The organism is Ramlibacter paludis, assembly GCF_022012305.1.
GTDB classification, from domain to species: Bacteria; Pseudomonadota; Gammaproteobacteria; order Burkholderiales; family Burkholderiaceae_C; genus Ramlibacter; species Ramlibacter paludis.
Map to the genome: position 1 here is coordinate 79687 of NZ_JAKLTM010000001.1, position 18916 is coordinate 98602.

Here is an 18916-nt window from a genome sequence, read left to right on the forward strand (position 1 = left end):
AGTTGAAGAAGATTCTCTTCGTGGCGATGCAGATGAGCACGCACACAGTCCGCTGGATCAACCAGCTCTCGGATGCCGGCTATGACATCCACCTCTTCCCCGTCAACCACCTGCCGGCGCATCCTGACCTGCGTGGGGTAACCATCCATCAGCCTTTCCCCATCGCCAGGCCGCGACACGCGCTCAAGCAATGGGCCAAGAACGTCGTCCTGCGCCTGATGGGCCGGCACCCGGCGACGCCTCCGGTTGTTCCCTGCCCGGTTGGCCATGTGTACGGCGTTCCGGTCCTCACTCGATGGATGCCCTACCTGAATGCGCGCCGAATGCGGCTGGGCGAGTCCGACCAGACGGCCCCCGTTATCTACGGCCCGCGCGTACTTGGTGCACTAATCCGCAAGCTGCGCCCTGACCTGATCCATTCGCTCGAGTTCCAACATTGCGGCTATTTGGTGCTCGCTGCTCGCGACCTGCTGGGGGCGGACGGGTTTCCCAAGTGGTTGGCGACCAATTGGGGCAGCGACATCTATTACTACCGGCAGCTGGAGGGGCACCGACAGCAGATCTCACGTCTGCTACGCAGCGTGGATTATTACTCGTGCGAATGCGAACGCGATGTTGGAATGGCTCGCGAACTGGGGCTAACAGCGCCTGTGATGCCGGTCATGCCAAATACTGGAGGCTTCAACGTCGAAGTGGCCGCGCGCGTGCGCTTCACCCACCAGCCTTCCAAGCGCAAGCTGATCATGGTGAAGGGTTACCAGCATTTCGCCGGTCGAGCCATGGTCGCGCTGGAGGCAATCGAACGTTGCGCGGACCTGCTGAAAGGATATCAAGTCATCGTGTATACGGCATCGCCGGAGATCCATGGCCGCGTGGATGAGCTGCGCGAGTGGCTCAAGATCGACATACGCCTTCTTCACCACGTTCCGCACGATTACATGCTGAGGATGTTCAGCCGGGCACGCATCTATCTCGGGGTGAGCGCCAGCGATGCGATCAGCACTTCGCTGCTGGAAGCGATGGCGATGGGCGCATTCCCCATCCAGACGAACACTTCATGCTGCAACGAATGGATTCAGCAAGGCGTGACCGGCATGGAGATACCCCAGGACAACCCTCACGTGATTGCCGACTGCCTGCGGCAGGCGCTTCAGAATGACGCGCTGGTCGACGATGCGGCCACGTTGAACTGGACCACCGTTGTACAGCGCCTCGACGAGCGAATCCTGCGCGAGAAGGCCAAGGCCTACTACGCGACTATCCTGCAGGGATTGCCGGCGCAACCTGCCCTCGAGGGTCAGGCCGGCACTACCGACGATTCGACCGGCATTGCCGCTTTGAGCGTGATGTCGTAGTCCAAGCGCATCTGGCCCATCACCTGCCGCGACGTGTCGCAGAGCAGGTGAACCAGATTCGTGTATTCCATGACGGGGTGAAGGTGATCAATGACGCCGATAGCCAAGCCCGGCGTCAGGAAATAATTTCCTGCGGCGAGCTGCAGCGGGGCAACCCGACACTGGATGCGGCATTCGTCAGCCTCACTCGCTGCAATGTCGAATCCCTTTCCTTCAAGCAGGCCATTGGTGAAATTCGTGATGACGAACCCCTTGCTGTTCTCGAGCCGGAATCCAACTAGCAGATTCGGCTGCAAGTGGTATTCGGCGCAAAGTTGCATGACTGCCTCGCGGTCCCAGCGCACGACGACGTCGAAAATGATTTCGTCATTCCAATCAAAAAGATTTGGGTCCCGTACTCCGGCGACCCGTAAGCGAGCGACCCAGGCCGCCCCGCTGCCCCATTGGAGCTGCTTGTCGCTCATGTCCGGTTCGAACCAGTAACGGTCCTTGTCGTCCTGGTCGGGCACATCAATCGCCGCCGAAGCGTCCGCCTCGATCTCAACTTCCGTTTCACCCGCAGCGCCCGCTTCGACTTCGGATTGGAGGGCCACCATTTCATCCCCCGCAACAGTGACGCTACTGGAAGCGTTCGGAAACATGATCTGGTAATAGCGACTCGCCACAGTGTCCGGATCGCCCATCGCCTCTACAACACCGTTGTTGATTAGGATGAGGCGATTGCAGAAAGCCTTGACCGTGTAGATGTCGTGACTCACGAAAAGTACCGTACCACCCCGCTGCTGGAACCGTCTCATCCAGTCAACGCACTTCTTTTGAAATCGCACATCCCCCACGGCCAGGGCCTCATCCACGATCAGCACCTCGGGATCGACATGGATGGAAACCGAAAATGCAAGGCGCACGAACATCCCGCTGGAATAGGTCTTGACGGGCTGGTCGATGAACTCGCCGATGTCGGCGAATGTAAGGATTTCCGCCACGCGCATTTCCATTTCGGCACTTGACAGGCCCATCAACGCGCCTTGGAAGTACACGTTCTCGCGGCCGGTAAGTTCGGGGTTGAAGCCTGCGCCAAGTTCCAGTAGCGACGCCAACCGCCCCTGCAGAGAAACTTCCCCAGCGGTCGCTGTCAGCACGCCCGAAATGATCTTCAGCAGCGTCGACTTGCCGGAGCCATTGCGTCCAATGATGCCGATGCTTTCGCCCTTCGCCACGTCGAAGTCGACATCGCGTACGGCGTAATGCAGGTGGTGGCGTTTCCTGCCGAACGGCAGGAACAGTTCAGCGGCGCGGTCGGCCTTGCTGTTGTACAGGCGATAAGCCTTGGTGACGCCGCGCACACGGATGACGACAGGGGAAATTTCAGAGGACATCGGCAAATTCATGTTTCATCCGGCCAAACAGCGTATGGGCGCCGGCGATGAGCACCACTGTGCCAAGCCAGAACCACAGAGTTTCCTGGGGCCGCTCGAAGAACCAAATGCCGTTTAGAAAGGTATCGCGGTATCCCTGAACCACATAATGGACCGGGTTCATCAGCAGCATCAGGTCGAACTCCTTGGGAAGGATCTTCGCTTCCCACACGACAGGCGTCGCCCAGAAAAGTATCTGCATCAGCATGATGATGATCTGCTGGAAATCCTTGACGAACACCTGCACGACCGAACACAACACCCCCGCGCCCAGTACAAGCAGAAATAGGCAGGCCAGGTAATAGGGCAGTTGCAGCCAGTACAGCGTAAGCGGATGCCCCTGAACCATCAGCAGCAGGAACATGAAGACCAGCAGGGCGAGGTGGATGCACAGGGAGGAGCAAATTCTGGCGAGCGGAAGCATCTCGGTGGAGAAGTTCATCTTGCGCACGAGGAAGCTGTATTCCGCGATTGCATTCGCGCCGGCTATCAGCCCGTCGTTGACGAAAAACCAGGGGATCAACCCGACCACCAGCCAGACGGTGAAGTCGACGCCGCCGACCGGGCCTGCCCGGAACCCGTAGCGAAAGACAAAAAGCAGGACCGCTATCGTCACCAGAGGGGCGGCGAGGGCCCAAGCCATTCCCAGGTAGGTTCCCGTATACCGCCGCTTCAGGTCAGCGACGACTAAGCTATAAAAAATTCGCAGTTTGATGACCATGACAACCCGAAGACCGGTCTACTTCTTTGACAAAAAGGCCCGGCGCACCGTTCGTCCAGCCCGGATCAGCGGGTAATTGCGAATGCGTTCGAGATCTGCCGCCAGTCCAGCGGCGCTTGAACGTTCCTGCTCGAGTTGGCGGGCCACTGCGGTAGCTTCGGCACGTTCCTTCTCGAGTTGCTGCTCAAGGTTGGCGCGAGCGCTTCGTTCATCTTTGAGTTGCCCAGCCAGCTTGGAGGCGGCCGCGCGTTCCTCCTTCAACTGCCCAGCCAGCCTCGCTCCGGCCGAGCGTTCTTCCTGCAGTTGTCCCGCTAACTGAACAGCAGTCGCTCGTTCCTCCTCGAGCTGACCAGCCAACCGAACACCTGTCGCCCGTTCTTCCTCAAGTTGCGTGGCCAGCTTGGCACGCACGCTACGCTCCTCCTCCAATTTGCGGCCGAGGGTCACGCCTGAGGCCCGCTCCTGCTCGAGCTGGGCAGACGCAGCCGCTCTCTCCTGCTCGAGTTGCCGTGCGAGTTCTGCACCAGCCGATCTTTCGAGCTGCAATTGTTGCTCCAACGCGGCACGAATCGCCTTCTCCACCTGCAATTCGCCATTCACCGCGACCGTTGCGGCCTGCTCTTCGAGCAATCGAGTAGTCAATCCGGATTTCTCCTGCGCCAGTTGGTCGCGCTCGGTGCTCACGGCCGTCAACATTGCCTGCAGATGGGAGGCTTCGGCCTGCAGGCGAAGGCGCTCAACCTGCTGCTCTTCGTCCAGCCGCACGCGTTCGCTTTCGAGTCGAGCCCGTTCGCCCTCGAGCCGCGCCCGTTCTCCCTCCAACCGGGCGCGCTCGGCCTCCAGACGGGAGGCCTCTGCACTCAGTTGTGCGGCTTCACCTCCAAGGCGGGCGACCTCGGCGTCCAACCGCACCTTCTCCTGCTGCTGCAGGTCCGCCTCGGCCTTCAGTCTCTCAATTTCATCGCTCAACGAAGCAAACTTCGCCGTCGTCTCCTGATCCCGCAGCGCAGCTTGGCGCGCCTGGACGTCCTGCTGCATCCGCACTCGGTCGAGCTCATGGCGAAACACGTTGGCCTGCAGCGCCACGCCTTCCAATTCGCGCCGCCGAGAATCCTCCAGCTTGCCGGTGCTGCGGCTCGCGCCGATGTAGCAGCGCCCGTCTTCCTCGATGTGCAGCAACTCACTCGAGTACCCGAGCGTGTCCAGCGTATTGAGGACCATCACGGCGCAATAGGTCGAATGCAGTTCCACCATGAGTGCCGGCGCGGCTTCCTTCATCGTGGCCATTGCGCCGAGCAACGCCAAATGCTCGGAGCCTTCGATGTCGATCTTCAAGAGAGCCGGTTTGATTCCCGTCCGCCGAACGAATTCATCCAGCGTGCAGGTCATGACATCCATTTCCTGGAAGCCGAGTTCGACGAGTGTCTCCTCGGACAGCGTGGTGCGCGCGCCCTGGAGATACGAGGCGCTGCTGACGCCCGCATCCACGTTCCGGTGCAGATTGAAACGCACCGTGCCCTGCTCGTTCGAGAGCGCCAGCGGGAACACGCGCACACGCGCTTCCAGATCGGGGTTTTCGGACAGGTTCATCCGCAGACGGTCTGCGTTGAAGGGGTTGGGCTCGAAGGCGCAGACGCGCCCCGTAGGACCCACTAGGCGCGCAAGCTGCAGGCTGTTTACGCCGACGAAGGAGCCCAGATCGAAAACCGCCTTGCCGGCGAGCTCCTGCCTCGCAATGAAGCCGGACAGGAAGGAATCGTAATTGCCGCCCCCGTAATACTCGAGGTAGCTCTTGGTGACGTAGATCGACAGGCCGGCAAGGTTTCCGTCCGCAAAGGTGTGCAACTCCGCCTTTTCCTTGACCTGGTGCGTGATCTCGAAGGTCTCACGCGGAAAAGCACCCTGGAGTCGGCACCCGCGCGCCTGCGCCGCGGCCCAGGCGCCTGCGTAGCTGCGCTGACCCTGCCAGAAATCCATGTCTTCCGCAACTGCGGGCACGAAATAGTGTCCGCGGCTAACTGCTGCATAGCCGAGAGCGAGAAAGAACCTGCGCAGGCTGTCAAGCGTGTACCGGTTGCAGTGCATGCCACGCGTTTCGTCGATGAAATCGGACGAGTCGCGGCCAAGCTCATTCAAACCTTCCGAAATCACGTCATTGTCGAAGAGGAAGTCTGGCGTGTTCACGACCACTACGGACGTGTCATGCAGGCATCCGCGCAACAGGCGCAGGAGTTCGGCCAATTCGCTGCGGGGCACGTGCTCAACGAAATCGAGCATCATCACCACGTCGAACTTCTTGCCAGCAGTTTCCGGATTCGTCGTGTAGTCGCGCAGAAATTCAAGTGCATCGGAGCAGACGATGCGGGGGCCTTCGATTGCATATTTGCTCAGGAATTCGCCGGCAATGCGGCAGGCGGGCTCCGAGAAGTCGACACCAACGTAGCCGCCAGCGCCATGCTCCCATGCATACTTGATCGACTCCCCACGTCCGAAGCCGAATTCCAGAACGCTGGCGTCACGGAAGTTCACGTGCTCCAGGATCTCGCTGTCGTGTCCACGCAGCTGGCCTTGCTGGAAGGCTTCAATTCCCTCGACTCCGTAAGGAACGGCAGCCCCGTTTTCATCCTTCTTCAAGAAATAGGCTGCGGTGTACTTTTCGACAAGGTATCCCAATTCGATTCCTGCAATCTGGAAGGCGCATTCGCGCTGGTGACCGCCTGGTCCGGTGGACCATGGGGCAAAGCCGGACCGGTCGGACCGCTTCGAGCCGCCGACCGGGATGCAAGCACCTACGCAGGGAGCTTGCCTTGGATCATTCTCTCACATCCACATGGGATCGCCCGCGCGTACATTGGGGAAAATCCCAAGACAGATGGTGCACCGGCGTATGCGTCGAAATGAAACAGCTCCTGTCCGCGTCCCTCATGGATAGGTTTGAGCATCGCGCAACCATCCGCCCTGAGCGTCCTTGGCCGAAACCGATGGGCTCGCCAGCCCCAACGGCCATGTGATTCCGACCTCAGGGTCGTTCCAGGCGAGGCAGTGTTCGTATTGCGGGGCGTAGAAATCTGTCGTCTTGTACAGGAATTCGGCAGTGTCGCTCAGCACCAGGAAGCCATGCGCGAATCCGGGAGGTATCCACATTTGGCGGTGATTCTCCGCGCTGAGTTCTTCGCCGACCCATCGCCCGAAAGTCGCCGAAGAGCGGCGCAGATCCACCGCAACGTCGAATACCTTGCCGCGGGACACCCTAACAAGCTTGCCCTGCGGCTGTTCGAGCTGATAGTGCAGGCCTCGCAACACCCCCTGCGCAGAACAGGAGTGGTTGTCCTGCACAAAGCGCACATGCAGGCCAGTTTGTCCGTGAAAAACAGCTTCGTTGTAGCTTTCAAAAAAAAACCCGCGCTCGTCTCCAAACACTTTCGGTTCGAGCACTAGCACATCGGGAATGGCCGTTGGCAATACCTTCATGTCACTTTCCCCCGTCCCGGACCAACTGCAGCAGATACTGGCCATACCCGTTCTTCTTCATCGGCTCCGCCAGCCGCTCCAATTGGGCGGTATCGATCAAACCCGAGCGCCATGCGATCTCTTCCGGACAAGCGATCTTCAGACCTTGGCGATGCTCCAGCGTGGCAATGAACTGGCTGGCTTCCAGCAGGCTGTCATGTGTGCCGGTGTCCAGCCACGCATAGCCCCGCTTCATGATCTGAACGGACAGGTGCCCCTGCTCCAGGTAGGCTTGGTTGACCGCGGTGATCTCGAGCTCGCCGCGTGCGCTTGGCGTGACGGCCTTGGCGATCTCGACTACTTGCCGGTCATAGAAATAGAGACCGGTCACGGCGTAGTTGCTCTTCGGCTCCTTCGGCTTTTCTTCGATGCTGCTCGCCTTGCCATCAGCGTCGAAAGCCACGACGCCGTAACGCTCCGGATCATTGACGTGGTACGCGAACACGGTGGCGCCATGCGCCTGCCCATCGGCGGCCGCCAGCATCGGCGCGAGATCGTGGCCATAGAAAATGTTGTCTCCCAGCACGAGCGCACTCGGGTCGTTGCCGATGAACTTGTCCCCGATGATGAAAGCCTGCGCCAGCCCGTCGGGGCTGGGCTGCACTGCGTACTGCAGGTTCAGGCCCCATTGCGCGCCGTCACCGAGCAACTGCTGGAAGCGCGGCGTGTCCTGGGGAGTGCTGATCACCAGGATGTCGCGCATGCCCGCAAGCATCAGTGTCGACAGCGGGTAATACACCATGGGTTTGTCGTACACCGGCAGCAGTTGCTTGCTCAATGCCAGGGTCGCTGGATGCAAGCGGGTGCCGGAGCCGCCGGCGAGAATGATGCCTTTGCGTCGCGTCATGGGGGTCAAAGGATTTCCTGGAGCATGCGAGCCACGCCGTTTTGCCACGGGGGCAGCGTGAGGCCGAAAGCGGCTCGCAGGCGCGCCGTGTCCAGCCGGGAATTATGGGGGCGGCGCGCCGGGGTCGGAAAGGCGGAGGTCGGCACGGCGCGCACATGGGCCGCGCCCGCCTTCAGGTCCTGTCCCGCCTGACGTGCGTGCTCCAGCACGAAGCGGGCGTATCCGTGCCAAGTGGTGGCCCCCTCTGCAGCCAAGTGATACGTTCCAGCCTTGCGCGGATCGGCCAGCAGCGCGCGCAATGCATGGGCCGTGACGTCCGCCAGCAATTCGGCGCCGGTCGGGGCGCCATGCTGGTCGTCGATCACCATCAGCTCGGAGCGTTCACGCGCCAGCCGCAGCATGGTCTTGGCGAAATTGCCTCCGCGCGCCGCGTAGACCCAGCTGGTGCGAAACACCAGGTGGCGGGGCAGGGCGCGGACAACGCATTGTTCGCCTTCGAGCTTCGTGCTGCCGTAGACATTGAGGGGGCCGGTGGCGTCATCTTCGCGCCAGGCGCGGCTGCCGCTGCCGTCGAACACGTAATCGGTGGAGTAGTGGATCAGGGCAGCGCCTACCTCGTTGGCCGCCTCCGCCAGGACGCCGGGTGCCAGTGCATTGACAGTGCGAGCCAATTCCGGCTCGCTCTCCGCCTTGTCGACCGCCGTATAGGCGGCGGCGTTGACGATGACATCGGGTCTCACCTTGACGACGGTACTCGCCAGTCCCTTCAGGTCGGTGAAGGCCCCGACGAGCTCCTCCTCGCCTTGGGAGTCGAGCGCAACGACTTCACCCAGCGGCGCGAGGCTGCGCTGCAGCTCCCAGCCCACTTGGCCGTTGCGACCGAACAACAGGATTTTCACACCGGTCCTAGGCCGCTCGCTCGTACTGGGCCGCGATCCACTCGCGGTAGACACCGCTTTGCACGCGTTGCACCCAATCACCGTGATCCAGATACCACTGCACCGTCTTGCGGATGCCCGTTTCGAAGGTTTCGGCCGGCTTCCAGCCCAGTTCGCGCTTGATCTTGCGGGCGTCAATGGCATAGCGGCGATCATGGCCGGGACGGTCCTTGACGTAGGTGATCTGCTGCGCGTAACTGCCCCCGGCCACACGCGGGCGCAACTCGTCGAGCAGCGCGCAGATCGTCTGGACTATCTCGATGTTCGGCTTCTCGTTCCACCCGCCCACGTTGTAGGTCTCGCCCACACGGCCTGCTTCCAGCACCCTTCGAATCGCGCTGCAATGGTCGCCTACATACAGCCAATCTCGGATCTGCATGCCGTCGCCGTACACGGGCAGCGGCTTGTCGGCCAGCGCGTTGACGATCACCAACGGGATCAGCTTCTCGGGGAAGTGATAAGGGCCGTAGTTGTTCGAGCAGTTGGTTGTCAGCACCGGCAGACCGTACGTGTGGTGGTAGGCACGCACCAAGTGGTCGCTCGCGGCCTTGCTGGCCGAATAAGGACTGTTCGGTTCGTAGCGGTTGTCCTCGCGGAAGGCAGCATCGCCGGGGGTGAGCGAACCGTAGACTTCGTCGGTCGAAACGTGCAGGAAGCGAAACCCGTCCTTCTGCGCGCCCTGCAAAGCATCCCAATAACCACGCGCCGCTTCCAGCAGGCGGAAGCTGCCGACGACATTCGTTTCGATGAAACTGCCAGGACTGTGGATGGAGCGGTCAACGTGGGACTCTGCGGCGAAATTCACGATCGCGCGCGGCCGATGGCGCGTCAGCAACTCGGCCACCAGCTTCGGGTCGCCGATGTCGCCATGCACGAAGACGTGCCCCGGGTTGTTTTTCAGCGACGCGAGGTTCTCAAGGTTGCCGGCGTAGGTCAACTTGTCGAGGTTCACCACGGCTTCGCCGTTGGCCCGCAGCCAGTCGAGCACGAAATTGGAGCCAATGAAGCCGGCGCCGCCGGTGACGAGGATCATGCAGATACCCTTGTGATGCGGTGAATTATCTCATCCGCCAAAAAGCGACCCGCGGCAGCTTCTCCTTCGATCGGAGCGGCGCGACCCTTCAAAAATGGATGCCCCGCATCATCTGCTGCAAAGCCACCGCTTCCGCCGACAACTGCGGCTTCGCGCCCTTGTCTCCCTTGGCTGCCGACGAGTCCGGGAACATGCGGAAGCTGGTGTTCATCGCCACCTGCGCGACACGCGGAACCAAGGCGTGCAACAGCTGGCCGGTGATGCCCAGGCGGGTGGCGATGCGCACCGGTTTGGCGATGCAGGCCTCGGCGATCATGTCGGCCGCTTCTTCCGGCGCCAGGGTGGGCACGTTGTTGTAGATCTTGGTGGGCGCGATCATGGGCGTGCGCACCAGCGGCATGTTGATCGTCGTGAAGGTGATGCCCTGGTCCTGGAATTCGCTGGCGGCGCAGCGCGTCCAGGCATCCAGCGCCGCCTTGGAGGCGACGTAGGCGGAGAAGCGCGGCGCATTGGTCAGCACGCCGATCGAGCTGATGTTGACCACGTGGCCCCGCCGCCTGGCCACCATGCCGGGCAGCAGCCCCATGGTCACGCGCAGGCAGCCGAAGTAATTCAGCTGCATCGTGCGCTCGTAGTCGTGGAAGCGGTCGTAGCTCGCCTCGATGGCGCGGCGGATCGAGCGGCCGGCGTTGTTGATCAGGAAGTCGACGCCGCCATGCTGCTCCACCAGCAGCTGCACGAAACGGTCGCAGTCCGCCATGTCGGCGAGGTCGGCCGGGTAGGCGACGAACTCGTAGCCTTTGGCCTTCGCTTCCGCGCAGGCCTCGTCGAGCTTGTCCTGGTCGCGCCCGCAGATGATGGTGGTGGCGCCGGCCTCGGCGAACTTGTGCGCGGCGGCCAGCCCGATGCCCGAAGAACCGCCGGTCACCAGCACCACCTTGCCGCCCACCGTGCCGCGCAGGGTGCGGTCGATGTGCAGGTCGGGGTCCAGGTGGCGCTCCCAGTAGTCCCACAGGCGCCAGGCGTAGTCCTTCAGGTTGGGGCAGGCGATGCCGGACCCCTTGAGGCGGGCCTCGGCCTCGCGGCTGTCGAAGCGGGTCGGGTAGTTGACGAAGGTGAGGATGTCCTCGGGCAGGCCCAGGTCGTTCATCACCGCGGCGCGGATGCGCCGCACCGGCGCCACCGCCATCAGCCCCTTCTTCACGCTCTTCGGGATGAATCCCAGCAGCGCCGCGTTGATGAACAGGTTCATGCGCGGCGCGTGGGCCGCGCGGCTGAAGATGTCCAGCACGTCGCCCACGCGGTAGCCCATCGGGTCGACCAGGTGGAAGGCCTTGCCGGCGATCCCATCCTGGTGCGCGATGTGGTCCAGCGCGTCGACCACGTAGTCGACCGGCACGATGTTGATGCGCCCGCCCTCCAGCCCGATGGCCGGCATCCAGGGCGGCAGCAGCTGGCGCATGCGCTGGATCAGCTTGAAGAAGTAGTACGGCCCGTCGACCTTGTCCATCTCGCCAGTGCGGCTGTCGCCCACCACCATCGCCGGGCGGTAGACCGTCCAGGGCAGCTTCGCCTCCTGCCGCACGATCTTCTCGCTCTCGTGCTTGGTCATGAAGTACGGGTGGTCGACGTTCTCGGCCTCCTCGAACATGTCCTCGCGGAACACGCCTTCGTACAGCCCGGCCGCGGCGATCGACGACACGTGGTGGAAATGCCCCGCGTCGATGGCCCGGGCGAAGTCGACCGTGTTGCGCGTGCCGGCCACGTTCACCTCGACCTGGCTTTCCTCGTCGGCCGCCAGGTCGTAGACCGCGGCGAGGTGGAAGAAGTGGCCGACCTGGCCCTTGAGCTTCTTCACTTCGTCGGCGGCCACGCCCAGCTTCTTCGCCGTGAGGTCGCCGAACACGGGAATGGCGCGCGCCGCGCCCACGCCCCAGAAGGCGCGCAGTTCCGCCACCTTGTCCTCGCTTTGCGGCCGCAGCAGGAAGTGGACGACGGCGCCCTTGCGTTCCAGCAGCTTGCGGACCAAGCGCTTGCCGATGAACCCGGTCGCGCCGGTGACGAAGTAGTGCATGGCAGCCTCCTTGGCCGGCCATTCTAGGAGGAGGCACCTAAACGGCCACGCCGCCGCCGCGTTAAATTCAAGCCAGACTGACCAGGAGACCGCCATGGTGAAGAAGATCCACAAGACGTCCGGCGACGAGGCCGCCGCTGCCGGCCCCTCGTCCGCCCAGCTCGCCAGCACCGTGCGCGAGTCGGCGCAGCAGATCTGGCTGGCCGGCCTGGGCGCCTTTTCCAAGGCGCAGGAGGAAGGCGGCAAGGTGTTCGAGGCGCTGGTGAAGGAAGGCGTGGGCCTGCAGCGCAAGACGCAGGCGGCCGCCGAAGGCAAATTGAGCGAGGCCACCACCCGGATGTCGGCGATGGCCACCGATCTCTCCTCCAAGGCCACCGGCCAGTGGGACAAGCTGGAGAACATCTTCGAGGACCGCGTGGCGCGCGCGCTCAAGAGCCTGGGCGTGCCCACGGCCAAGGACGTCGCCGCGCTGGCCGCCCGGGTCGAGGAGCTCAATCGCAATGTCGCCCGGATGAACGGCGGGGCGGCCAGTCCGGCGCGCCGCGTGGCGAAGAAGGCGCCGGCCGGCAAGGCCGCGGCCAAGGCGCCGCGCAAGACCGCGCGCAAGGCCGCGGAATAGACGGAGCCAGCGAGGTGACGGGCGCCGGCCGGCGCCCTACACTCGCAACGCATGAGGAAGACCCGCGCGGCTCCCCGCATCGCCCTGGCCCTGGCCGGCGGCGGCCCGCTCGCCGCCGTCTACGAGATCGGCGCGCTGTGCGCGCTGGAAGAGGCCGTCGACGGCCTCGACTGCACCCGGCTGCAGCACTACGTGGGCGTCTCCGCCGGCGGCTTCATCGCGGCATCGCTCGCCAACGGCCTGTCGCCGCGCGCCCTGTGCGCCGCCTTCGTCGAGGACGGCGGCGGCGAGGCGGCGGAAGCCTTCGATCCGGCCTGGCTGATGGTGCCCGCGTACGCCGAGTTCGCGCGGCGCGCCCTGCGGCTGCCCCTGCTGGCCGCCTCCGCGCTGGCCGGCCCATGGCGCTGGGCCGCGCTGCTGGCCGAATTCGGTCCGGCCATCCCCACCGGCCTGTTTGCCAACGAGGAAATCCACCGCCGGCTCGCCCGCGTCTTCAGCCAGGGCGGCCGCAGCAACGACTTCCGCCAGCTGCGCGCGCGCCTGAGCCTGGTCGCCACCGACCTGGATAGCGGCGACGCCGTCGCCCTGGGCGGCAAGGGCTGGGACCACGTCCCCATTTCGCGGGCCGTGCAGGCGACGGCCGCCCTGCCCGGCCTGTTCCCCCCGGTCGACATCGACGGCCATTCCTTCGTCGACGGCGCCCTGAAGAAGACGCTGCACGCCTCGGTGGCGCTCGAGGAAGGCACCGACCTGCTGCTTTGCCTGAACCCGCTGGCGCCCTACCGCGGCACGGCGCGCATCGCCGAGGGCGGCCTGCCCGCGGTGCTGGGACAGACCTTGCGCGCCCTGATCCACTCGCGGCTCGAGGCCGCGATGCGGAACTACGCGCGGGCCTATCCGGGCACCGACATCGTCCTGCTGGAACCCGAGCCCGACGACGCCCGCGTGCACCTCGCCAGCGCCTTCAGCTACCGGCGGCGGCGCGAGCTGGCCGAGCACGCGTACCGGCAGACCCGTGCGCAGCTGCTGGCGCGCCACGGCCAGCTGGCGCCGATGTTCGCGCGCCATGGGCTGGTGCTGCGGGCGGACCTGCTGGCGGACACAAGCCGCAGCCTGATCGCGCAGGCGCCCCCACGCCACCGCCTCGGGCGCACGCTGGCCGACCTGGGGCAGGCCCTGGACAGCATCGACCGCCGCCTGCGCCCGGCCTGAGCATGGCCAAGAAAGCCCCGCGCCGCACGGCCGAACGCATCCTCGAGGTCACGCTGGACCTGTTCAACCGCTTCGGCGAACCCAACGTTTCCACCACCTTGATCTCGGCCGAGCTGAACATCAGCCCCGGCAACCTCTACTACCACTACCCGGCCAAGGACGAGCTGATCAACTCCCTGTTCGACCGCTACGAGCGTGCGCTGGGGGAGTTGCTGGCGGCCGCGGGCGACGTCCGCGACGTCGAGGACGCCTGGTTCTTCCTGCACACGCTGTTCGAGCTGATCTGGCAGTACCGCTTCCTCTACCGCGACCTGAACGACCTGCTGTCCAAGAACCGGCTGCTCGAAACGCATTTCCAGCACGTGCTGAAGAACAAGACCAAGGCCGTGCGTGCGCTGCTCGATGGCATGAGCCGTTCGGGCGCGGTGCGCATCGACACGCGTGAAGCCGAACCGATGGCCACCAGCATGGTGGTCGTGCTGACCTACTGGCTGAGTTACGAGTACGTGCGCGACCCGCGCCATGCCCTGGAGCCGGGCAGCGCGCAGCAGGCCTTGCTGCGCGGCGCACACCACGTGCTTCATCTGCTGGTACCCTATCTGGAACCGGCGCAGCGCCAGCACTTGCTGCAACTGGCGGGCGCGTACAGCGGGAGCCCCTAGCGCCGGGACCATCGGTCCGCAACCGGAGACAAGCCGAATGGCCAAGTGGACGGCCTTCCCGCACCTGGGCGAATTCCAGTACGACGCCGCCGCGCTGCGCCGGAACTGGAGCCGCCTGCACGCGGGCGACGCCGAGCCGCTGCCCACGGACCCGGCCGCCCTCGACGCCTGGGTTTTCTTCCACAACGGCGAGTTCTTCCAGGCGATGGAAGCCGGGCTGAAGGCCGGGCCGAGCGGACTGACGGCGGCCAACAAGGCGGCCTGCATCTACGCCAACTACCTCGAGAAGAAGGAAAAGACGCGGCTCGACCTCTTCCTCGAAGCCGCGCAGCGGGCCGAGGCGCAGGCCGCCGCCGAGCCTTCCAACCCCAATGCCTGGTACTGGCAGGCCTATGCGCTGGGCCGCTACAGCCAGGGCATCAGCGTCGCCAAGGCGCTGGCGCAAGGCCTGGGCAGCAAGGTCAAGGATGCGCTGGAGCACGCCATCGCCCTGCAGCCGCGCCACGCCGATGCGCACATCGCGCTGGGCGCCTTCCATGCGGAGGTGATCGACAAGGTGGGCACGCTGATCGGCGGCATGACCTACGGCGCCAAGAAGGAAGCGGGGCTGAAGATGTTCCAGCAGGCCCTGGCGATTCATCCCAACTCCCCGATCGCGCTGATCGAATATGCCAACGGCCTGGTGATGCTCGAGGGCGACAAGCGCATGAAGGAGGCCACGCGGCTCTACGAGCAGGCGGCGGCGCTGGCACCCGCCGACGCCATGGAGCGGCTGGACGTGGAGCTCGCGCGCGCCGAACTCGCGGAGTGAGGACGCGCGGATGAGCCTGGGGCCTACAGGCTCCCCGCCTGGGGCCGGGAAGAATCGCGTCCCATGAACATCTTCGAAGCCCTTCGCCTGAGCCACGACACCCAGCGCGCGCTGGCCACCCAGCTGCTGCAGACGCAGGGCGATTCGCCGGACCGCAATCGCCTGTTCCGCGAACTCAAGCACGAGCTGGCGGCCCACGCAGCGGCCGAGGAGCGCTGCTTCTACACGCCGCTGATCGGCTTCGACTCCACCATGGCGCAGGCCCGCCACGGCATGGCCGAACACCACGAGATGGATGAACTGGTGGACGAGCTGAACAAGATGGAGATGAGCTCGCCGGGCTGGCTGCCGCACTTCCACAAGCTGCGCGACAAGGTCTTCCACCACCTGGAAGACGAGGAGCATGCGATTTTCCAGCTGGCCGGCAAGGTCCTGGGCGAACGCGAGAAGACGCAGCTGGCGAAGGATTACGAAGCGGAGTTCGCGACCTTCCGCCTCGGCGAGATGCCGATCAACTCCGCCGAGAGCTGATTCACTCGCCCCAGGGCAGCATCAGGGTCAGCCAGGCGAGCCGGTCGAACTCCGGCGCGAATTGGTCGATGATGTCCTGCGGCTGCGGGCACAGCGCGGTATCGGTGATGACGCCGAACTGCACGCCGCCCCCGTAGCTCAGGATCGACACGCCCAGGCCGATGTCGCCCGACGCCGGCACCCAGAACATCGTCTGCTCCAGCGTGGAACCCAGGAAGCGCAGCTTCTCGCGCGGCCCCGGCACGTTGGTCATCACCGCCGTGGTCTTGCGGCCGAACAGCTGCAGCAGCGCGTCCTGCGCCGGCTTGACCAGCAGGCCGGCGACCGCGAGCAGGGCAAAGGCCAGCAAGGGCTGCGTGCTGCCCTTGAGCGCCTGCATGCGCCGGCGCACTTCGTAGAGGCGCTCCACCGGATTGGCGATCCCCACCGGCAGCACCAGCGGCACCAGCCCGAAGCGGTTGCCCAGCTTGTGCGCCTGTTCCAGCGGCCGCAGGTTCACCGGGATCATGGCGCGGATCTCGACACCTTCAGCGGCATCGCCCTGGGCCCGCAGGTACTGCCCGATGGCGCCGGCAACGCAGGACAGCAGCACGTCGTTGATCGAGCATTGCAATGCCTTGCCGACCGCCCGCACTTCGTCCAGCGGCAGCGGCGGGCACCAGGCCACGCGCTTGGCGTTGCCCGGCCTGCCTTTCAATCGCGTCGGCGAGTCGTCCGGCATCAGCGCCATGGCCGCGGCGTCGCCCAGCACCTGGTAGGCGAGCCGCGCCACCTCCAGCGAACCGGCCATGCCTTGCTTCGGATCGAGCAGCAGGTGCAGCGAGCGCGCCGCGCCCTCGCCGGCGGAGTCCAGCGCCTTCAGGGCGACCTCGGTGAACGGCTTGACCAGCGTCTCGGCGAACCAGCCTTGCGCGCCTTCCGGCGCTTCCTGGCGCACGCGGCGGGACGGCGCGGCGCCGCCATCGACCAGCGACATGGTCACGGCGATCAAGGCAATGCCGTCGGCGATGCAATGGTGGATGCGCACCACCAGCGCGCTGCCGCCTTCGTAGTCCTCGACCAGGTGCATCTGCCACAGCGGCCGGCTGCGATCCAGCGGCTGCATCGCCAGCTCGCCGATGCGCCGCTGCAGCGCCGCCTGCGCGCCGCCGGCGCGTACCTTGGGCAGCCGCTCGCGCACCACGTGCTCGGTGATGTCGACGTCGTGGTCGACCCAGCGCGCGCCGGTGGCGTCTTCCTCGACACGCTGGCGAAAGCGCGCGTAGGGCAGCAGCCGCTCCTGCATCCGCGCGCAGAGGTCGGCGTAGCGGATGGCGGGACGCAGCGTCCAGACGCCGATGATCATCATCAGGTTCGCGGCCGAGTCCATGCGCAGCCAGGCGGTGTCCACCCGGGACATGCGCTCGCTGCGGCCGGCGCGCTGGCGCTGCTTCATGCGTGCTCCTCGTCGTTGTTTTTGGGGGGCGTCCCTATAAGATACGGCCAATCACTCCCAGGAGCACGCATTCCCATGGCCGATCTGCAAGCCGACTTCGACGCCGCCGTCGCCAATTCCAAGAAACTGGCCACGCGCCCGGACAACACCACCCTGCTGAAGATCTACGGCCTGTACAAACAGGCCACCAGCGGCGACGTCACCGAGAAGAAGCCCGGCTTCGGCGACATGGTCGGCCGCGCCAAGTGGGATGCCTGGAACGGCCTGAAAGGCACCAGCAGCGACGACGCCAAGCGGCAGTACGTCGAGCTGATCCAGTCGCTCAGCTGATCACTTCTTCCCGGCCTTGTGCTTCTTGAGGCCGTGCTCGAAGGCCTTGAGCGGCTCCTTTTCCGCCAGCAGCCGGTCCAGGTTCTTGACGATCTCGTCCTCGATGCGGCTGCGGAACATGCCGAGCAGCAGGCCCAGCTGGGCGTCCAGGGTGAAGTGGTCCTTGGTCACCTTCAGCGTGCCGCTGGCGCCGGGGCGTTCGAAGCGCACCACGTCCGAAGTCTTGCCCTCCTCGTAGGTGCACTCCATCTCGGCCTGCTCCTCGGCCACCTCGGCCCAGCGGAAGGCCAGCTTGCGCGCCTGCGCCAGGCCCAGGGTGTGGGTCCGCACGATATGGATGTCAGCCACCGGCGGCCTCCTTGAGCTTGGCGTGTCGTTGGTCCTTGGGCAGCTTCGAGAGTTCGCGCACCGCCTGGTAGAAGCGCGGGAAGTCGTCGCCTTCGCGATGGAACAGGGCCTCGAAGCCGGGCACCAGTTCGTCGTAGGCCGCCTGCGCGCCGAAGAAGGCATTGTTCGCCTCGTTCACCCAGCGGTCGTAGCCGCGAAAGCGCGCCGGGTCGCCGGGCCAGGCGGCGCGCATCTGCGCGTATTCGTCGCGGAACTGCTGCAGCACGCGCCGCTTGGCTTCTTCCTTCGCCTGCGGCGACTGGCCGGGCGCGTCGTAGACGGCCTTCAGGCGTTCGCGCGTGGCCCGGCTCAGGTCGCGGAACTGGTGGCGCCGGCTGTCGAAGGCGACGTACTCGTCGCGCGCGGCCTGCGTGGACTGGGTCTGCAGCCAGCGCGTGCCGCCCAGGCGCTCCACCGCCACCGCGAAGGACTCGTTGAACATGGTGTCGTTCTGGATGTAGATCACCTGGTGCGCGAGCTCGTGGAAGATCACCCGCGCCAGCTCGCCCTCGGGGTAGCCGAGGAAGGTGTTCAGCAGCGGGTCGCCGCCCGCCCAGTTCATCCAGCCCAGCGTCGAATAGGCCGTGACCGGATAGACGTTGACCTCGTAGCCTTCGCCGGCGAGCGTGGCGGACAAGGCGCGCGCGTCGGCCTCGTCGTAGTAGCCGCGATAGCCCACGCAGCCGGTCACCGGGAAGCACCAGGTCTTGAGCTCCAGCGAGTAGGCGGGCGCGGCCGTGACGTTCCACACCGCGGCGCTGCGGTGCAGGTCGGCATAGCGGCGGTAGCTGGGGTTGTCCGGCAGCTTGAGTTCGGCGCTGGCGTAGTCGCGGATGCGCTGCGACAGCTCCAGCCTCTCGCGCAGCCGCGGCGCCATCTTCGGGTCCTGGACGATGTCCTTCACCGGATGCGCGGCGGCCATGATCTTCAGGTGGCCGCTGGCCGACTGCAGGTAGTAACCGAGGTTGCTGCACCCCGTGAGGCAGGCCGTCGCCAGGATTGCCGCGCCTGCCACTGCCGCGAGGGTCATGTAGAG

Annotated in this window: 18 protein-coding genes; 7 read left to right on the forward strand and 11 right to left on the reverse strand. The window is 64.9% G+C overall.

What is annotated here, in order from left to right; translation table 11 throughout:
• Positions 1-2: 2 nt before the first annotated feature.
• Positions 3-1355, forward strand: coding sequence for a glycosyltransferase (locus LZ009_RS00395; protein WP_275695901.1), 1353 nt, complete (start codon positions 3-5; stop codon positions 1353-1355).
• On the opposite strand, the gene LZ009_RS00400 is transcribed toward LZ009_RS00395, so the two are convergent.
• The 8 genes from LZ009_RS00400 to LZ009_RS00435 form a co-directional block, all read right to left on the reverse strand.
• Positions 1298-2743, reverse strand: coding sequence for an ABC transporter ATP-binding protein (locus LZ009_RS00400; protein WP_275695902.1), 1446 nt, complete (start codon positions 2741-2743; stop codon positions 1298-1300). The two genes, LZ009_RS00395 and LZ009_RS00400, sit on opposite strands and share 58 nt — an antisense overlap.
• Positions 2721-3491, reverse strand: a complete 771-nt coding sequence (locus LZ009_RS00405) for an ABC transporter permease (RefSeq protein WP_275695903.1) — start codon at positions 3489-3491, stop codon at positions 2721-2723. Before LZ009_RS00405 ends, LZ009_RS00400 begins: the two co-directional genes overlap by 23 nt.
• An 18-nt stretch (positions 3492-3509) precedes the next feature.
• Positions 3510-6164: an FkbM family methyltransferase gene (locus LZ009_RS00410; protein ID WP_275695904.1), complete on the reverse strand. Its 2655-nt coding sequence runs from the start codon at positions 6162-6164 to the stop codon at positions 3510-3512.
• Between the two features lie 249 nt (positions 6165-6413).
• Positions 6414-6962: a dTDP-4-dehydrorhamnose 3,5-epimerase gene (gene rfbC / locus LZ009_RS00415; protein WP_275695905.1), complete on the reverse strand. Its 549-nt coding sequence runs from the start codon at positions 6960-6962 to the stop codon at positions 6414-6416.
• A gap of 1 nt (position 6963) precedes the next feature.
• Complete coding sequence (gene rfbA, locus LZ009_RS00420; protein WP_275695906.1) at positions 6964-7848, reverse strand: glucose-1-phosphate thymidylyltransferase RfbA; 885 nt, start codon at positions 7846-7848, stop codon at positions 6964-6966.
• A gap of 5 nt (positions 7849-7853) precedes the next feature.
• A complete protein-coding gene (rfbD, locus tag LZ009_RS00425; RefSeq protein ID WP_275695907.1) occupies positions 7854-8747 on the reverse strand; it encodes a dTDP-4-dehydrorhamnose reductase in 894 nt (297 codons plus the stop codon).
• 7 nt (positions 8748-8754) lie between these two features.
• Positions 8755-9819, reverse strand: coding sequence for a dTDP-glucose 4,6-dehydratase (gene rfbB, locus LZ009_RS00430; RefSeq protein WP_275695908.1), 1065 nt, complete (start codon positions 9817-9819; stop codon positions 8755-8757).
• A gap of 88 nt (positions 9820-9907) precedes the next feature.
• Positions 9908-11893, reverse strand: coding sequence for an SDR family oxidoreductase (locus tag LZ009_RS00435; protein WP_275695909.1), 1986 nt, complete (start codon positions 11891-11893; stop codon positions 9908-9910).
• A gap of 94 nt (positions 11894-11987) precedes the next feature.
• On the opposite strand from LZ009_RS00435, the gene LZ009_RS00440 reads away from it, so the two are divergent.
• From LZ009_RS00440 to LZ009_RS00460, 5 genes are all read left to right on the forward strand, one after another.
• Entirely contained in the window at positions 11988-12512 is a 525-nt protein-coding gene (locus LZ009_RS00440) for a phasin family protein (protein ID WP_275695910.1), read from the forward strand.
• Between the two features lie 51 nt (positions 12513-12563).
• Positions 12564-13724 carry a patatin-like phospholipase family protein gene (locus LZ009_RS00445; protein WP_275695911.1) on the forward strand — a complete coding sequence of 387 codons (1161 nt, stop codon included), beginning with the start codon at positions 12564-12566 and terminating at the stop codon, positions 13722-13724.
• 2 nt (positions 13725-13726) lie between these two features.
• A complete protein-coding gene (locus tag LZ009_RS00450; RefSeq protein WP_275695912.1) occupies positions 13727-14386 on the forward strand; it encodes a TetR/AcrR family transcriptional regulator in 660 nt (219 codons plus the stop codon).
• A 37-nt stretch (positions 14387-14423) separates the two neighbouring features.
• On the forward strand, positions 14424-15197 hold the full coding sequence (locus tag LZ009_RS00455) for a tetratricopeptide repeat protein (RefSeq protein ID WP_275695913.1): 774 nt from the start codon (positions 14424-14426) through the stop codon (positions 15195-15197).
• A gap of 63 nt (positions 15198-15260) precedes the next feature.
• Positions 15261-15728, forward strand: coding sequence for a hemerythrin domain-containing protein (locus LZ009_RS00460; RefSeq protein ID WP_275695914.1), 468 nt, complete (start codon positions 15261-15263; stop codon positions 15726-15728).
• A 1-nt stretch (position 15729) separates the two neighbouring features.
• On the opposite strand, the gene LZ009_RS00465 is transcribed toward LZ009_RS00460, so the two are convergent.
• Positions 15730-17163 carry a wax ester/triacylglycerol synthase family O-acyltransferase gene (locus tag LZ009_RS00465; RefSeq protein WP_275695915.1) on the reverse strand — a complete coding sequence of 478 codons (1434 nt, stop codon included), beginning with the start codon at positions 17161-17163 and terminating at the stop codon, positions 15730-15732.
• A 75-nt stretch (positions 17164-17238) separates the two neighbouring features.
• On the opposite strand from LZ009_RS00465, the gene LZ009_RS00470 reads away from it, so the two are divergent.
• Positions 17239-17493 carry an acyl-CoA-binding protein gene (locus LZ009_RS00470; protein ID WP_275695916.1) on the forward strand — a complete coding sequence of 85 codons (255 nt, stop codon included), beginning with the start codon at positions 17239-17241 and terminating at the stop codon, positions 17491-17493.
• On the opposite strand, the gene LZ009_RS00475 is transcribed toward LZ009_RS00470, so the two are convergent.
• Complete coding sequence (locus LZ009_RS00475; RefSeq protein ID WP_275695917.1) at positions 17494-17841, reverse strand: polyhydroxyalkanoic acid system family protein; 348 nt, start codon at positions 17839-17841, stop codon at positions 17494-17496.
• Positions 17834-18910 (reverse strand): aminopeptidase, encoded by a 1077-nt coding sequence (locus LZ009_RS00480; RefSeq protein ID WP_275695918.1) that lies wholly within the window; start codon positions 18908-18910, stop codon positions 17834-17836. Before LZ009_RS00480 ends, LZ009_RS00475 begins: the two co-directional genes overlap by 8 nt.
• Between the last annotated feature and the right edge of the window lie 6 nt (positions 18911-18916).

Excerpts from the sequence above, each read along its gene's own strand:
- LZ009_RS00400 (WP_275695902.1), bottom strand. The coding sequence starts at position 2,743 with ATGAATTTGCCGATGTCCTCTGAAATTTCCCCTGTCGTCATCCGTGTG.
- LZ009_RS00405 (WP_275695903.1), bottom strand. The coding sequence starts at position 3,491 with ATGGTCATCAAACTGCGAATTTTTTATAGCTTAGTCGTCGCTGACCTG.
- rfbC (WP_275695905.1), bottom strand. The coding sequence starts at position 6,962 with ATGAAGGTATTGCCAACGGCCATTCCCGATGTGCTAGTGCTCGAACCG.
- rfbA (WP_275695906.1), bottom strand. The coding sequence starts at position 7,848 with ATGACGCGACGCAAAGGCATCATTCTCGCCGGCGGCTCCGGCACCCGC.
- rfbB (WP_275695908.1), bottom strand. The coding sequence starts at position 9,819 with ATGATCCTCGTCACCGGCGGCGCCGGCTTCATTGGCTCCAATTTCGTG.
- LZ009_RS00435 (WP_275695909.1), bottom strand. The coding sequence starts at position 11,893 with ATGCACTACTTCGTCACCGGCGCGACCGGGTTCATCGGCAAGCGCTTG.
- LZ009_RS00440 (WP_275695910.1), top strand. The coding sequence starts at position 11,988 with ATGGTGAAGAAGATCCACAAGACGTCCGGCGACGAGGCCGCCGCTGCC.
- LZ009_RS00445 (WP_275695911.1), top strand. The coding sequence starts at position 12,564 with ATGAGGAAGACCCGCGCGGCTCCCCGCATCGCCCTGGCCCTGGCCGGC.
- LZ009_RS00450 (WP_275695912.1), top strand. The coding sequence starts at position 13,727 with ATGGCCAAGAAAGCCCCGCGCCGCACGGCCGAACGCATCCTCGAGGTC.
- LZ009_RS00455 (WP_275695913.1), top strand. The coding sequence starts at position 14,424 with ATGGCCAAGTGGACGGCCTTCCCGCACCTGGGCGAATTCCAGTACGAC.
- LZ009_RS00460 (WP_275695914.1), top strand. The coding sequence starts at position 15,261 with ATGAACATCTTCGAAGCCCTTCGCCTGAGCCACGACACCCAGCGCGCG.
- LZ009_RS00465 (WP_275695915.1), bottom strand. The coding sequence starts at position 17,163 with ATGAAGCAGCGCCAGCGCGCCGGCCGCAGCGAGCGCATGTCCCGGGTG.
- LZ009_RS00470 (WP_275695916.1), top strand. The coding sequence starts at position 17,239 with ATGGCCGATCTGCAAGCCGACTTCGACGCCGCCGTCGCCAATTCCAAG.
- LZ009_RS00480 (WP_275695918.1), bottom strand. The coding sequence starts at position 18,910 with ATGACCCTCGCGGCAGTGGCAGGCGCGGCAATCCTGGCGACGGCCTGC.